Source organism: Paenibacillus sp. JSM ZJ436, assembly GCF_044383795.1.
Taxonomy (GTDB): Bacteria; Bacillota; Bacilli; order Paenibacillales; family Paenibacillaceae; genus Paenibacillus_AQ; species Paenibacillus_AQ algicola.
The window spans coordinates 34130-48591 of record NZ_JBISEO010000019.1 but is presented as its reverse complement, the minus strand read 5'-3'; the positions used below and the strand labels follow the sequence as shown (position 1 = coordinate 48591).

Here is a 14462-nt window from a genome sequence, read left to right as displayed (position 1 = left end):
AAGGACGAATGAAGCATGATTAAGGAAGTTATTGTGGTGGAGGGCCGGGATGATACGGTCGCGGTGAAGCGTGCTGTAGAGGCCGATACGATAGAGACGGGAGGCTCTGCGGTAAACCGAGCAGTCATTGCCAAGGTGAAGCTTGCGCAGGAGCGGCGAGGTGTCATTATTCTGACAGACCCCGACCATGCGGGAGAGCGGATTCGCAAAATCATTGATGCCAAGGTGCCGGGCTGCAAGCACGCGTTTATTCCGGAGGCTGATGCGACCCGCAAGGGCGATATCGGTGTCGAGAATGCATCTGTTGAGGCGATCCGGCATGCCCTCTCACGCGTGCATACAGCGTTCGATAAAGCGGACAGCCTGATCTCCATGGAGGAGGTTATTGAGGCGGGGCTGCTGCTGCATCCAGATGCGGCGGCAAGACGCATGCAGATCGGCAATCAGCTTGGTATCGGCTATTGCAATGGCAAGCAGCTGCTGAAGCGGCTTGCTATGTTTCAAATTACACCGGAGGAATTTCAGGCAGCGGCTGCTACGCTTGAAGACGGAGGGAAGCATTAATGGGAACTGAAGATATATCAACACCGAAACGAACGAAGGAGATCATTGCCCGGCACGGTTTTTCATTTAAGAAAAGCCTCGGCCAGAATTTCCTGATTGACCAGAATATTTTGCACAATATCGTGAAGGCTGCTGATCTGACCAAGGAGAAGGGAGCTTTGGAAATCGGCCCGGGCATCGGTGCACTGACCGAGAAGCTCGCTCAGCAGGCCGGTACGGTCACCGCAGTGGAGATTGACCAGCGCTTGATCCCCATCCTGCAGGAGGTGCTGGAGCCGTATCCCAACGTGTCTGTGGAGCATGGCGACGTGCTCAAGGTCAATCTGAAGGAGCTGTTTGCAAGGCGCTTTGACGGGGTATCCAAGGTGAGCGTCGTTGCCAACCTTCCGTATTATGTGACGACCCCGATTATGATGAAGCTGCTGGAGGAGAAGCTCCCCTTGGAGAATATTGTGGTCATGATCCAGAAGGAGGTTGCGCAGCGCATGGCGGCCTCCCCGGGCAGTAAGGATTATGGCAGCTTGAGCATTGCGGTGCAGTATTATGCAGAGCCGCGGCTGGTCTGCACGGTGCCGCACACCGTCTTTATTCCGCAGCCGAACGTAGAGTCGGCGGTCATCCGGCTTCAGGTTCGGGATCAGCCTGCTGTTGCGGTGAAGAATGAGCAGCACTTTTTCGAGGTGATCCAGGCCTCCTTCGCCCAGCGCAGAAAGACGATTGCGAACAATCTGAAGAGCAAATATTTCCCGAAGGATGGGCGGGAGCAGCTGGAAGGTCTGCTGCAGGAGGCCGGGATTGAGCCGACCCGCCGCGGAGAGACGCTAAGTATGGAGGAGTATGCACGGCTGAGTGATGTGCTGCTGGAAGCCGGGATTGGGCTTTCTTAAATACCTGCAAGACGCTGCAAATAAACCGGGGAGATGCTCCCCGGTTTATTTGTGCTTGGCGCGAACCTTTCCCGGCCTGCGCCCATAGGATGAAGTCAGGGGGGATGCTGAAATGAATTTAGGAGACCTGGTCGTCCGCAGGTCGTATGGCGGGGATGTGACGTTCCGGATCGAGTCGGTACGTCCCAACGCAGCGGTGATCAAGGGAACAGATTTCCGGCTGCTGGCGGATGCACCCCTGAGCGATCTGGTGCCTGCTGCGCGGCCTGCGGTCAGCGAGCGCACCAAGCAGGCTCAAATTAAAGCGAAGGAGTCCTTGACCCGGCTGAAGCTGGATTGTGCACGGCGGCTAGACGGATTACGGGATGAATGGGGATCGAGCAGCGATAAGGGGTATTTTGATGTTCCGGGCAGAGTGCTGCATCTGGATGGAGACCCTATGTATTTAAAAAAAAGCCTCGCTTTATATCAGCAGCTCAGAGTCCCGGCGGAAGGGCATTATGTGCATGAATCGTCGATGGCTGATGCGCTGCATCGGCTGCTGCCGCGAGTGCGTCCTGATATCGTCGTCATTACCGGCCATGACGGGGTGTTAAAGCGCCCTCAGCCTTATGATTTGTACAGCCTGGACAGCTACAAAAATTCGCACCATTTCGTGCGGGCGATTGAAACAGCGCGCCAGTATGAGCGCAATCTGGATGCGCTGATCGTCATTGCCGGCGCCTGTCAGTCGCATTTCGAGGCGATGCTGCAAACCGGAGCCAATTTTGCCAGCTCGCCAGGTCGGGTGCTGATCCATGCCCTGGATCCCGTCTATGTCGCCTGCAAGGCCGCTTATACGTCGGTTCGGGAAACGATGAATATGAATGATGTGCTGCATAACACCATTAGCGGCACGCAGGGGCTGGGCGGCATTGAGACCCGGGGCAGCCACCGGATCGGTTCACCCCGGCTGCAGGATCTGTCCACGCTCAAAGTAACGCCGTCGATCAGCTAGTCAGTCACCTCTGTCCATCTGTCACCTGTATCATATCTGCAAACCAGCTGTATGTATTCGGTCATCCGAATGCATACAGCTGGTTTGTGTTGCGCATAATAAGGACTCAACGCATGAGACTTTTCCGTCCCAAAAAAAGTTATTGACAATGATTTTTTGTTGCTGATATAATTAATGGTTTTGATTTGACAGTCTTCTGGTTGACAGGTATAATGGACAAGGAAAGAGGTGGTCGTTGACAATGGCTAAAAATTCGCTGTTGGATATCAAACGCAGTCTGGATGCCCACTTGGGGCAAAAAATTGCGCTGCGGGCTAACGGAGGTCGCCGCAAGACCGTTGAGCGCACTGGTGTGTTGGAAGAAACCTACCCTTCTGTCTTCATTGTAAAGCTGGATCAGGACCAGCAAACCTTTAAACGTGTGTCTTACAGTTATGCTGATATACTGACAGAGACGGTTGAAATCGTCGTTCTGGACGAAGAAGGCCAGATGCAGATCACCTATATCAAGTCATAGCTTTTGTGTGCAGGCAGCTCCCGAAGGGGGCTGTTTTTATTTGCGCAGCGGTTGCTTTGCTGCTGTTCGTTCCATGAATGGGAAGGCATGAGGAGGAAGAACGGGAGCATACTAAGGACGGTCACCCCCACATCACGTTCAAGGAGGCGGATTCAACAATGAGCCGGAGAAGAAGAAGCATGATGTCAGAAGAGCTGAAGTATGAGCTGGCGAAGGAGCTCGGTTTTTATGACACGGTGCAAAAAGAGGGCTGGGGCGGGATCAAGGCCAGCGACGCCGGCAATATGGTCAAAAAAGCGATTGAGCTCGCCGAGCGCGCAGCCCGCGGACCACAGCAGTAATGCAGCAAAGGCACTTATAACGTCGGCCTTCCTTCGGGAAGGCCTTTTTCATTTTTGACGCATATAAATGACTTGTACGTTCTGGTTTGCTAATATAGAGGCATTAGATGTTTTTCCCCTGTGGGTCAGGTATGAGCTTATGGGAGATGCTAAGGACAGGTGAACGGTGTTGAAAATATACGAGAAGGCTCCGGCCAAAATTAATTTAATGCTAGATGTGCTTCACAAAAGGCCTGACGGGTTCCATGAGGTGGAGATGGTGATGACCATGATCGATCTGGCAGACCGTCTGGAGCTGGAGGAGCAGCCAAGGGATACGATTATGATTACAAGCCAGGCGGGCTACATTCCGCTGGATGAGAAGAACCTGGCCTTTCAGGCGGCCAGGCTCGTGAAGGAGCGTTACGGGGTCCGCAAGGGTGTGCATATTCACCTGGACAAGAACATTCCGGTCGCTGCCGGGCTGGCAGGCGGAAGCAGTGACGCAGCGGCTGCGCTGCGCGGCCTGAACCGGCTGTGGGGACTGAATATGCCGCTTGAGGACATGCTGGCCTTCGGGGCAGAGCTGGGCTCAGATGTTCCTTTCTGTGTGACAGGGGGAACAGCACTGGCAACGGGACGGGGAGAGATTCTGACCCCGGTCAGCCCGCCGCCGCAGGGCTGGGCCATTGTGGCCAAGCCGCCAATCAATGTGTCTACGGCGGAGGTGTACGGCAAGCTGAAGGCAGATCAGATAAAGTTCCACCCTTCCGCGAAGGAGATGACTGCAGCGCTGGCCAAGGGAAGCTTCACAGAGATGTGCGAGCAGCTTGGCAACGTGCTGGAAGAAGTCACACCGAAGCTGCATCCGGAGGTGCAGCAGCTCAAGGAGGCGATGCTGAGGCTGGGAGCCGATGGCGCCCTCATGTCCGGCAGCGGGCCGACGGTGTTCGGGCTCGTGTCCAAGGAGTCGAAGGTAGCCCGGATCTACAACGGATTGCGCGGCTTCTGCAAGGAAGTGTACGCGGTTAGGCTGCTTACATAAGCAAGAAAAGGGCGCCGATTCCACAAGTTCTTGTGGAAAGACGTACGAGAATGTTATATTAACTGTATAATATTCGGATTTAGTGAGGATACGACGTGAAAAAATTAAAGCGCAGCGAACGACTGGTCGATATGACCCAGTTCTTATTGGCTAAACCCCATACATTAATTCCCTTAACGACCTTTGCGGATCGGTATGGTGCAGCCAAGTCCTCCATCAGTGAGGACCTGGCCATCATCAAGGAAGTGTTCGAGGAGGAGGGCCTCGGTGAATTGCAGACGCTGGCGGGTGCTGCCGGCGGTGTGCGGTATATTCCGAAGCTGAGCCAGGAGCGTGCGCTGGACTTTGTTCAGGAGCTGTGCGGCAAGCTGCAGCAGTCTGACCGGATCCTGCCGGGAGGCTATTTGTATATGTCCGACCTTCTTGGACAGCCTTCTCTAATGAACGAGGCAGGCAAGATTATCGCTACGGCCTTCGCGCATCGGGATATCGATGTGGTGATGACGGTAGAGACCAAGGGCATTCCGCTCGCTTATGCGACGGCAGCGCAGCTGAACCTGCCGGTGGTCCTGGTGCGAAGAGACCATCAGGTAACCGAGGGCTCGGCGGTTAGCATTAACTATGTATCCGGCTCCCATAAGAGCATTCATACGATGTCTCTCTCACGGAGAGCGCTGCGGGAGCAGTCCCGGGTCTTAATCGTGGATGACTTTATGAAGGCAGGCGGAACGATTCAGGGCATGGTGGATCTGCTGGCTGAATTTAATGCCGAGGTTGCAGGCGTAGGTGTGCTGGTGGAGTCCGGTGCGATCGAATCGCAGGAGCGGCTGCTGCAGGATTATATTTCGCTTGCATGCCTGAACGATGTAGATGCGCGGAGCAAGATGATTACGGTTCGGCCCGGAAATTACTTCGAACAATAAGGGCGCTGTATTTGTCGATATTGTAGCGTTTTCAAACGAAATCCGACGAAGTCTGTCGAAAATATCTGATTTCGAAAAAAATTCCTGATTTTAGGACATTTTGTTAGAAAAAAAGAAGGATTTCGGAATTGCTGTGTGGAATTATACACCAAGTCTCTGATGGAAAAAGGTGGTGAACACACAATGCAAATTACGGATGTCAGACTCCGCCGCGTGAACTCTGAGGGGAGAATGAAAGCAATCGCATCCATTACCATCGATAACGAGTTTGTCGTTCACGACATTCGCGTGATTGACGGCAATAACGGAATGTTTGTTGCTATGCCGAGCAAGCGTACTCCTGATGGGGAGTTCCGCGATATTGCTCATCCGATTTCCTCCGGCACCCGCGAGAAGATTCAGTCTGCTGTACTGGCTGAATACGAGCGTGCTGCGACGGAAGAGGAAGAAGTCATTGAAGAAGGCGCTTAGGATTACTATTGGGGTTCGAAGAAAAGAGAGCCATACCCGTGGCTCTCTTTTCTTTTTTTCTAGAATGATATATATTCAGTAGTGAGTTCAAGAGGAGGAGGCAGGGCCCTTGAAAAGATTAGCTGTAGTCCTCGCCGCTGGCCAGGGCAAACGAATGAAATCCAAATTATATAAAGTGCTGCACCCCGTCTGCGGGAAACCGATGGTGGGTCATGTGCTGCAAACGGTTGAACAAGTGAAATCGGAACGTACCGTCGTCGTGGTCGGGCATGGCGCGGAAGCTGTACGCTCTTATCTGGGTGATGCGGCGGAATATGTGCTGCAGGAGCAGCAGCTTGGAACTGGTCATGCTGTGAAGCAGGCCAAGGAGCTGATCGGTCAGGAGGAAGGCTCTACGATTGTTATTTGCGGTGATACCCCGCTCGTGACACCAGAGACGCTTGAGGGACTGCTGGAGCTGCATGAGAGCAATCAGGCGGCAGTCACCATTCTGACAGCCCATATGGACAACCCGAAGGGCTACGGACGGATTATCCGCAGCGAGAAGGGCGATGTGCTGCGCATTGTAGAGCAGAAGGATTGCAGTCCGGAAGAGGATGCGGTGTGCGAGATTAACACCGGTACCTATTGCTTCGATAATGCCAAGCTGTTCGCCGCGCTGGAGAAGGTCACGAACCAGAATGCTCAGCAGGAATATTATTTGACCGACTGTATCAGCATCCTGAAGCAATCTGGCGACAAGGTGCTGGGCTACCAGACAGAGGATGAGGCAGAGTCCATCGGCGTGAACGACCGGCTCGCTCTTTCCCAAGCCGAAGCTCTGATGCGGGAGCGCATTGCAAGACGTCATATGCTGAACGGAGTCACGCTGATCGATCCGTCCTCTACGTACATCGGGGCAGATGTTCAGATCGGCAGCGATACCGTGATTTATCCGGGAACGATTCTGAAGGGAAGCACGACAGTCGGAAGTCAGTGTACGCTGGGTCCGAACAGTGAGATTGAAGATTCTTCTCTCGCTGACAGCGTAACCGTGAAATACTCGGTACTGTGCGAAGCAGAGGTGGGGGCAGAAACGTCTGTCGGGCCTTATGCGTATCTTCGTCCAGGCACCAAGCTGGGCCAGAACGTCAAGATCGGTGACTTCGTGGAAGTGAAGAATGCCGTCATTGATGATGGCTCCAAGGTCTCTCACCTCAGCTACATCGGCGATGCCTCGGTAGGCAAGAACGTAAATGTCGGCTGCGGCGCGATAACCGTGAACTACGATGGTTATAATAAATCTGTTACTGAAATTGAAGATGATGCCTTTATCGGCAGCAATGTTAATCTTGTAGCCCCGGTAAAAGTGGGCAAGGGCGCATTCGTTGTAGCCGGCTCCACGATCACGCATTCCGTAGCGGAGAATGATCTGGCGATTGCCAGAGTGCGCCAGGAGAACAAGCCGGGATACGCCGAGAAAATCCGCTCCCGCGCCAAGGCCAAGAAGAGCAGCAATTCCTCGTCCAAGCCGGAGTGATCAGGCAGCTACACAATTGAACCAGCACGGAGGGTTTTTATTTTATGACTTATCTTGATTCCAAATTAAAAATTTTCACCTGTAACTCCAATCCCAAGCTGGCCCATCAAATCGCAGACTACATCGGCATTCCGATGGGCGATTCGCTGACCACCAGCTTCAGCGACGGCGAAATTCAAGTTAAGCTCTCCGAGAGCGTCCGCGGCTGTCATGTATACATCGTGCAGTCTACCTGCGGACCGGTCAACGATAACCTGATGGAGCTGCTCGTTATGGTGGATGCATTGAAGCGCGCATCGGCCAAGAGCATTAACGTTGTTATTCCTTACTACGGCTATGCCCGGCAGGACCGCAAGGCACGCTCGCGTGATCCAATCACAGCAAAGCTCGTAGCGAACCTGATCGAGACTGCTGGTGCTCACCGCGTCATCTGTATGGATTTGCATGCGATGCAGATCCAGGGCTTCTTCGATATTCCGGTAGACCATTTGCTGGGGGTGCCAATCATTGCCCAGTATTTCCGGTCCAAGCAGATCGAGAATCCCGTGGTCGTATCTCCAGACCATGGCGGCGTCGTCCGCGCCCGCAAGCTCGCTGATTTCCTGAATGCCCCGCTGGCGATTATCGACAAGCGCCGTCCGGAGCCGAATGTCAGCGAAGTGATGAACATTATCGGTAATATTGAAGGCAAGACCGCTATTCTGATCGATGATATTATTGATACAGCCGGCACCATTGTGCTGGGAGCAAATGCTCTGATGGAGGGCGGCGTGAAGGAAGTATACGCCTGCTGTACACATCCAGTGCTCTCCGGCCCTGCAATGGAGCGGCTGGAGAATTCGCCGCTGAAGGAAGTCATTGTGACGGATACGATTCCGATTACCCATCCGAACCCAAGCAGCAAGCTTACAGTATTGTCTGTAGCTCCACTGATGGGCGAGGCTATTATCCGTGTCCATGAAGAGCTGTCCATCAGCAAGCTGTTCGAGATCGAATAACCGGCATCAGGCCAGCGCTAAGGGTTACCGCACCTTCCTAAGGAGCGGTAACCCTTAGCGGCTATACGCCGATGGACTGATACTGCATATGACAACCTATCCATAGCGGGTAACCGCTTTCAATAAGGGACGGGAAGGGCAGCGAAACGTCAATATCCGGGACGGGATACGAACGTGAAGCAGTTCCGATTGTATACGGCGCCCTCAATCTCGACAAACTGCGGCTCCACGGCTGTGATGCAGCCCAGTGTAATATGAACTCCCTGGTCATAGACCTGAACGGGGATTCCGTGCTTCATGTGGTACTGGAAGTGGCTGTGGTGCGTCAACATCTTCCTCGTATGATCCAATAGCGCTCCACCTTCTTATGTCGGGATGATGACATGACTATCACATGTCCTTTGTCCATCTATTGTACTTTAGAATAGGGGAAAGAGGAAAGCATAATTGCAGAAAGGACGTTTACTCATGAAATGGATTGTCGGCCTGGGCAACCCGGGCCCTGCCTATGAGAAGACCCGCCATAATGTCGGGTTTATGGCTCTGGACGAGCTGGCCTCCCGGCATGGCTTCACCTTTAATCAGAGCAAATGCAAATCCGTGATCGCAGAAGGGATCATCAGCGGTCAGAAAGCTGTATTGATGAAGCCGATGACGTACATGAACTTATCCGGCGAGGCCGTCAGGGCTTATATGGATTATTATAAAGTTCATCTGGATGATATGATCGTCGTTTATGATGATCTGGATACGGCCGTCGGCAGAATTCGTCTGCGCTACCAGGGCAGTGCCGGTGGACATAACGGCATCAAGTCGATCATTCAGCATACAGGCACGCAGAGCTTCAACCGGGTGCGCATGGGCATTTCCCGGCCGACTCCGGGACGGGCTGTCGTCGACTATGTGCTGGGGACCTTTCCCAAGCAGGAGCAGGAGCCGCTGCAGCAAATGATCCACAGCACCTGCGACGCTCTGGAGCACAGCCTGAGCCATACCTTCGAGCAGACTATGCAGCGGTTCAACGGCTAGAAATACCCGAGAATCTCTCTCTCATTGCCAACGGAAGCTTGTCTTAAAGTCTCTGAATAGGGACATACTGAGGAACATAAACCATTCCCAGGAGGCATACAATGGCGATAAATTATGTTTGCAGACACTGCCGGACCCATCAAGGCGTGATTGATTCCCGCGGCATTTCCGAATCGAGGCTTGGGCTGGATGCCTTGACCCCCGAGGAACGCAGGGATATAATAGCGTATGATTTTAACGGAGAGATGATTGTCAACGTGACCTGCGATCATTGCCGGGAAGCGCTTGAGGCTAATCCGGAGCTCAGCCTGCTGGCGAGCCCGCTTCAATAGAGTGGGCAGTCAATGATGCAGCCTGCACGGGGCCTATATGCAGCCGCTGTCCTAAATGACGCAGCCCGTACATCTCTTCATGACGGATTCCTAGCACAGACAGAACCACTGACTACAAGAGCCTTGGCAGACATGCTGAAGGCTTCTTTTCAATTACTGATGAGCTTTTTATATTTCGCTTGCATAAAGAGAGGTGCCCCTTTTGCTACAAGCACTTATTGATGTTTTTTCCGAGGATAAGGATTTTCAATCCATTACAGCGGGACTGGCTTCCGGTATGAGAGATCAGCTCATATCCGGGCTTACCGGCTCCTCCAGGCAGGTCATGATCGCAGGGGTGATGCAGAACCAGCAGCGTCCTGTGCTGGTTGTGACCCACAACATGTTCTCGGCCCAGAAAATTTACGATGACCTTCAGGAGATTCTATCTCCGGAGGATGTATTGCTGTACCCGGCGAATGAGCTTGTGGCGGCCGAATCGGCCGTATCCAGCCCGGAGGCCCTTGCCCAGCGAATTGAAGTGCTGCATCGCTGTGCTCGCGGCTTCCGGGGCCTTGTCGTGGCTCCGATTTCAGGAGTGCGGCGGCTGCTTCCCGCTCCGGAGGCGATGAAGGATGCGCGTATCCTTTTGCAGGAAGGAGGTCTGCTTGCCCTCGATGCCTTCCTCAACCAGATGATCGAGATGGGCTATGAGCGCGTGGAGCGGGTAGAATCCCGGGGAGAGATGAGCGTCCGCGGCGGCATTATCGACTTTTATCCCATGACAGCCCGTCATGCATACCGGGTGGAGCTCTTCGATGAAGACATCGACTCCATCCGCACCTTTGACCCCGGTGATCAGCGCTCGATTGACAAGGTCCGTGAGGTGCTGATTACGCCCTGCAAAGAAATTATCGCGAGTCAGCAGTCGCTGAATCGCGCAGCGGATACCGTGCTGAGTCTGCTGGATACCCAGCTGGAGCGCATGACAGACCGGCAGGCGAAGCAGCGCCTCAAGGAAGAGATCGGCCGGGAGGCGGAAATGCTGCGGGAGCGTATTTATTTCCCGGAAATGTATAAATACATTTCGCTGCTATATCCGGAGCACGCTCATCTGTATGACTACATGGCAGAGGATACGATTCTGGTGCTGGATGAGCCAGGACGCCTGCTGGAAACCGCCCGTCAGCTGGAACGCGATGAAGCGGAGTGGAACCTGCACCTGATTCAGCACGGGAAGTCGCTGCCAAGCCTGCCGCTCTCGCTGGAGCATGAAGAGGTCATTTACCAGCAGCGCTACCAAAGCCTGCTGATCTCGGTCTTTTTGCGTCAGGTGCCGCGGATGCAGCCGAAAAATATCGTCAATTTCATTACCCGCGGCATGCAGGATTTCCATGGCCAAATGAACGTGCTGAAGGCCGAGATGGAAAGGTGGAAGAAATCCGGGATCAAGGTGATGATGCTCGGCGGCGATGCCGAGCGAATGGACCGGATGAAGCGGGTGCTGCACGACTATAGCATTGAGGAGCCGATGCTGCTTGAGGGCAGCCTGCAGAACGGCTTCGAGCTCCCTTCCGTGCATGCAGCAGTCATTACCGAGGCAGAGATGTTCTCGCAGAAGCAGCGGAAGACTAGAAAAACAAGCCGTAATATGGATAATGCCGAGCGAATCAAGAGCTACACCGAGCTGAAGGTCGGCGATTATGTTGTGCACCAAAACCACGGGATCGGCAAATATTTGGGCATTGGTACGCTGGAGATCAATGGCATTCATAAAGACTATATGCATATTTTGTATGCGGGCAGTGACAAGCTGTCGGTACCGATTGAGCAGATTGATCTGATCCAGAAATACGTAGGCTCGGAGGACAAGGAGCCGAAAATTTACAAGCTGGGCGGCAACGAATGGACGCGAGTGAAGAACAAGGTTCGCTCTTCCGTCCAGGATATTGCGGATGATCTGATCAAGCTGTATGCCGAGCGGCAGTCCGCACCGGGCTACGGCTTTGAGAAGGACACGGCTGAGCAGCAGGAGTTCGAGGATATTTTTCCATATGACGAAACGCCGGACCAGCTGCGGGCGATTACAGAAATTAAGAAGGACATGGAGCAGAACCGCCCGATGGACCGCCTGCTGTGCGGAGACGTCGGCTATGGCAAGACCGAGGTTGCTGTCCGTGCAGCCTTTAAAGCGGCGATTGAAGGGAAGCAGGTGGCTGTGCTGGTGCCAACGACGATCCTGGCCCAGCAGCACTACGAAACGTTCCGGGAGCGCTTCTCAACCTATCCGATGAACATTGAGGTGCTGAGCCGCTTCCGCAGCCGCAAGGAGCAGAATGAAACGATTAAGAAGGTCAAGCAGGGGACGGTTGATATTCTGATCGGTACGCATCGCCTGCTGTCGCAGGACCTGGTATTCAAGGATCTGGGCCTCTTGATTGTCGATGAGGAGCAGCGGTTTGGTGTTACTCATAAGGAGAAGCTGAAGCGGCTGAAGACGAACGTGGACGTGCTGACCCTCACCGCCACTCCGATTCCGCGGACCCTGCATATGTCCATGCTGGGCGTTCGTGATCTGTCGGTCATTGAAACCCCGCCAGAAAACCGGTTTCCGGTGCAGACCTATGTGCTGGAGCATAGCCAGACGCTTGTCCGCGAAGCGATTGAGCGGGAGCTGGCCCGAGGAGGACAGGTCTACTATCTGTATAACCGGGTGCAGGGAATTCAGGAAATGGCTGCCCAGATTTCAGAATTGGTGCCTGAGGCCAAGGTGGGCGTGGGCCACGGACAAATGAGTGAAACAGAGCTTGAGAAGACGATTCTGGATTTTCTGGATGGGGAGTATGACGTGCTGGTCAGTACGAGCATTATCGAGACCGGCGTAGACATCCCGAATGTGAACACCCTGATCGTGCATGATGCGGATAAGATGGGCTTGTCCCAGCTCTATCAGCTGAGAGGGCGGGTAGGCCGTTCCAACCGGATTGCATATGCGTATTTTACGTATCAGCGGGATAAGGTGTTAACCGAGGTCGCAGAGAAGCGGCTGCAGTCCATCAAGGAATTTACGGAGCTCGGCTCGGGCTTCAAGATTGCCATGCGGGATTTGTCTATCCGGGGAGCGGGCAATCTGCTCGGGGCGGAGCAGCACGGCTTCATCGCCTCCGTCGGGTTTGATCTGTATTCCCAAATGCTGGCGGAGGAAATCCAGAAGCGGAAGGTCACTATGCTGGGCGAGCCGCAGGAGCCATCCCGGGATTGGAACACCTCCTTGGATCTTGGAATCGATGCCTATCTTCCTTCTGACTATATTTATGACAGCATTCAGAAGATTGAGATCTATAAAAAAGTGGCGGCGGTGGCATCCTTTGAGGAGGCTGCAGAGCTGGAGGATGAGCTGCTGGACCGTTTCGGCGAGCTGCCGGAGGCCGTTCAGAACCTGCTTGCCGTGTCGAGGCTGAAGATATACGGACGGAGCTACGGAATCGACTCCATTACGCAGCGCGGGGACGACCTTGTTTTGCAGTTTTACGAAGGACAGGATAAAATAGTGAACAGGAACAGCCTTTCACAGATTGGAAGTTCCTTCGAAAAGCGTGTACAATTTGAGCAGGGCTCAGGCATGTCGATACGCCTGAAGTGCAAAGGACTTCAAGATCCGGAGCTGTTGAAGCTGCTGGAACAGTTTCTTGAGGCTGCGAAGGAGTCATTTAACGGGAAGGGAGATTTACAGAATGCCGTCAAGAAATAAGAAGTCGGGAAAGCTGTTCATGGTGACGATGAGCGCCATGTTGTCTATATCACTGGCTGCCTGCGGGAACGAGAACGCGGCAGCACCTGCGCCGGAGGACAACAGCAAGATCGTTGTGAAGTATAAGGGCGGGGAGATTACAGAGAAAGAATTTGAGCTGGAGCAGAAGGTGATGCAGTTCATGTCACCGCAATTTGCACAGTTCGCGCAGATGGACGAATTCAAAGAATATCTCGCGAAGCAGGGCGCAGCCTATGAGTATCTGGCGGTGGATGCCAGCGAGGAATCCAGGGAAGCCGCGAAGAAGCAGGCGGACGAGCTGGTCGATAAGAACAAGGAGGCCATGGGAGCCGAGGCGCTGGAAGCGGCGCTCACAGCTCAGGGCTTGACCGAGGATGAGCTGAGAAGCTACATGCTGCGCGTCATGACGGTTATGGAAGACCAGAAGAACAAGGTGACTGACGAAGAGATCAAGAACACCTTTGACGAGCAGCAGGAGGATTTCACCGTGGTCACGCTGCGCCATGTGCTCATCGGCTTGACCGATAGCGAAGGCAAGGAGCGCACGAAGGAAGATGCGTTGAAGCTGGCAAATGAAGTGAAGGCCAAGCTGGATGGCGGGGCTGATTTCGCGGAGATTGCGAAGGAGTATTCAGAGGATCCGAGCTCCCAGTCTAACGGCGGTCTGTATGAGAACTATGAAGTGAAGGATTGGGTGCCCGAGTTCAAGGAGAAGGCACTCAGCCTGCCCCTGAATGAAGTCAGCGAGCCGGTGGAAACCGAATACGGCTACCATGTGATGAAGGTCGAAAGCCGCGAGGAAATGACCTTTGACAAGCTCAGCGATGAGCGCAAGGACCAGATTCGCAGTGACCTGGCTTCCAGTCAGGTGGACGAGTTCATGAATACAGAGCTGGACAGCATCATTGAGAGCATTGAGCTGCCAAAGAGTGAGACGCCGGCTGAGCCGTCTACGGAGCAGGAGAACGGAGCGACGCAAGCGCCACAGGCCGATCCTGGCACGAGCGATCCCGGTGCGGAGAGCAAGGAGCCTGAAGCGAAGGAGCCTGCAGCAGAGGATACCGGCAAGTAAGCTGCTAAAGGCGCCGGCGCTGCCGGGAGCACTCGTC

15 protein-coding genes are annotated in these 14462 nt (G+C 54.0%); 14 read left to right on the top strand and 1 reads right to left on the bottom strand.

The window, feature by feature from the left end; genetic code table 11:
- Positions 1 to 15 precede the first annotated feature (15 nt).
- The 10 genes from rnmV to ACH6EH_RS17825 all read left to right on the top strand — a co-directional run bounded on the left by rnmV (position 16) and on the right by ACH6EH_RS17825 (position 8241).
- Positions 16 to 564 (top strand): ribonuclease M5, encoded by a 549-nt coding sequence (gene rnmV / locus ACH6EH_RS17870; RefSeq protein ID WP_138223917.1) that lies wholly within the window; start codon positions 16 to 18, stop codon positions 562 to 564.
- Entirely contained in the window at positions 564 to 1451 is an 888-nt protein-coding gene (gene rsmA, locus ACH6EH_RS17865) for a 16S rRNA (adenine(1518)-N(6)/adenine(1519)-N(6))-dimethyltransferase RsmA (protein WP_397333288.1), read from the top strand. Before rnmV ends, rsmA begins: the two co-directional genes overlap by 1 nt.
- 112 nt (positions 1452 to 1563) lie before the next feature.
- Positions 1564 to 2448 carry a sporulation peptidase YabG gene (yabG, locus tag ACH6EH_RS17860; RefSeq protein ID WP_208204537.1) on the top strand — a complete coding sequence of 295 codons (885 nt, stop codon included), beginning with the start codon at positions 1564 to 1566 and terminating at the stop codon, positions 2446 to 2448.
- 241 nt (positions 2449 to 2689) lie between these two features.
- Positions 2690 to 2965 (top strand): biofilm formation stimulator Veg, encoded by a 276-nt coding sequence (gene veg / locus ACH6EH_RS17855; RefSeq protein ID WP_138223920.1) that lies wholly within the window; start codon positions 2690 to 2692, stop codon positions 2963 to 2965.
- Positions 2966 to 3123: 158 nt separating this feature from the next.
- Positions 3124 to 3306: a small, acid-soluble spore protein, alpha/beta type gene (locus tag ACH6EH_RS17850; protein WP_138227546.1), complete on the top strand. Its 183-nt coding sequence runs from the start codon at positions 3124 to 3126 to the stop codon at positions 3304 to 3306.
- 169 nt (positions 3307 to 3475) lie between these two features.
- Positions 3476 to 4330, top strand: coding sequence for a 4-(cytidine 5'-diphospho)-2-C-methyl-D-erythritol kinase (ispE, locus tag ACH6EH_RS17845; protein WP_138223921.1), 855 nt, complete (start codon positions 3476 to 3478; stop codon positions 4328 to 4330).
- 95 nt (positions 4331 to 4425) lie between these two features.
- Complete coding sequence (purR, locus tag ACH6EH_RS17840; protein WP_397333287.1) at positions 4426 to 5253, top strand: pur operon repressor; 828 nt, start codon at positions 4426 to 4428, stop codon at positions 5251 to 5253.
- Positions 5254 to 5436: 183 nt separating this feature from the next.
- Positions 5437 to 5724, top strand: coding sequence for a septation regulator SpoVG (gene spoVG / locus ACH6EH_RS17835; protein ID WP_036696395.1), 288 nt, complete (start codon positions 5437 to 5439; stop codon positions 5722 to 5724).
- 109 nt (positions 5725 to 5833) lie between these two features.
- Positions 5834 to 7243 (top strand): bifunctional UDP-N-acetylglucosamine diphosphorylase/glucosamine-1-phosphate N-acetyltransferase GlmU, encoded by a 1410-nt coding sequence (gene glmU, locus ACH6EH_RS17830; protein WP_397333286.1) that lies wholly within the window; start codon positions 5834 to 5836, stop codon positions 7241 to 7243.
- 44 nt (positions 7244 to 7287) lie between these two features.
- Positions 7288 to 8241: a ribose-phosphate diphosphokinase gene (locus ACH6EH_RS17825; RefSeq protein WP_138223924.1), complete on the top strand. Its 954-nt coding sequence runs from the start codon at positions 7288 to 7290 to the stop codon at positions 8239 to 8241.
- A 149-nt stretch (positions 8242 to 8390) separates the two neighbouring features.
- On the opposite strand, the gene ACH6EH_RS17820 is transcribed toward ACH6EH_RS17825, so the two are convergent.
- Positions 8391 to 8540: a hypothetical protein gene (locus ACH6EH_RS17820; RefSeq protein ID WP_233281084.1), complete on the bottom strand. Its 150-nt coding sequence runs from the start codon at positions 8538 to 8540 to the stop codon at positions 8391 to 8393.
- Positions 8541 to 8709: 169 nt separating this feature from the next.
- On the opposite strand from ACH6EH_RS17820, the gene pth reads away from it, so the two are divergent.
- From pth to ACH6EH_RS17800, 4 genes are all read left to right on the top strand, one after another.
- Entirely contained in the window at positions 8710 to 9270 is a 561-nt protein-coding gene (gene pth, locus ACH6EH_RS17815; RefSeq protein WP_397333285.1) for an aminoacyl-tRNA hydrolase, read from the top strand.
- Positions 9271 to 9371: 101 nt separating this feature from the next.
- Positions 9372 to 9602, top strand: a complete 231-nt coding sequence (locus tag ACH6EH_RS17810; protein ID WP_397333284.1) for an anti-sigma-F factor Fin — start codon at positions 9372 to 9374, stop codon at positions 9600 to 9602.
- A 202-nt stretch (positions 9603 to 9804) separates the two neighbouring features.
- Complete coding sequence (gene mfd / locus ACH6EH_RS17805) at positions 9805 to 13332, top strand: transcription-repair coupling factor (protein WP_208204539.1); 3528 nt, start codon at positions 9805 to 9807, stop codon at positions 13330 to 13332.
- Positions 13316 to 14425, top strand: coding sequence for a peptidylprolyl isomerase (locus ACH6EH_RS17800; RefSeq protein WP_397333283.1), 1110 nt, complete (start codon positions 13316 to 13318; stop codon positions 14423 to 14425). Before mfd ends, ACH6EH_RS17800 begins: the two co-directional genes overlap by 17 nt.
- Positions 14426 to 14462: the final 37 nt, after the last annotated feature.

Coding starts and splice junctions, on each gene's coding strand:
- rnmV (WP_138223917.1), top strand. CDS start 16: ATGATTAAGGAAGTTATTGTGGTGGAGGGCCGGGATGATACGGTCGCG.
- rsmA (WP_397333288.1), top strand. CDS start 564: ATGGGAACTGAAGATATATCAACACCGAAACGAACGAAGGAGATCATT.
- yabG (WP_208204537.1), top strand. CDS start 1,564: ATGAATTTAGGAGACCTGGTCGTCCGCAGGTCGTATGGCGGGGATGTG.
- veg (WP_138223920.1), top strand. CDS start 2,690: ATGGCTAAAAATTCGCTGTTGGATATCAAACGCAGTCTGGATGCCCAC.
- ACH6EH_RS17850 (WP_138227546.1), top strand. CDS start 3,124: ATGAGCCGGAGAAGAAGAAGCATGATGTCAGAAGAGCTGAAGTATGAG.
- spoVG (WP_036696395.1), top strand. CDS start 5,437: ATGCAAATTACGGATGTCAGACTCCGCCGCGTGAACTCTGAGGGGAGA.
- ACH6EH_RS17825 (WP_138223924.1), top strand. CDS start 7,288: ATGACTTATCTTGATTCCAAATTAAAAATTTTCACCTGTAACTCCAAT.
- ACH6EH_RS17820 (WP_233281084.1), bottom strand. CDS start 8,540: ATGAAGCACGGAATCCCCGTTCAGGTCTATGACCAGGGAGTTCATATT.
- pth (WP_397333285.1), top strand. CDS start 8,710: ATGAAATGGATTGTCGGCCTGGGCAACCCGGGCCCTGCCTATGAGAAG.
- ACH6EH_RS17810 (WP_397333284.1), top strand. CDS start 9,372: ATGGCGATAAATTATGTTTGCAGACACTGCCGGACCCATCAAGGCGTG.
- ACH6EH_RS17800 (WP_397333283.1), top strand. CDS start 13,316: ATGCCGTCAAGAAATAAGAAGTCGGGAAAGCTGTTCATGGTGACGATG.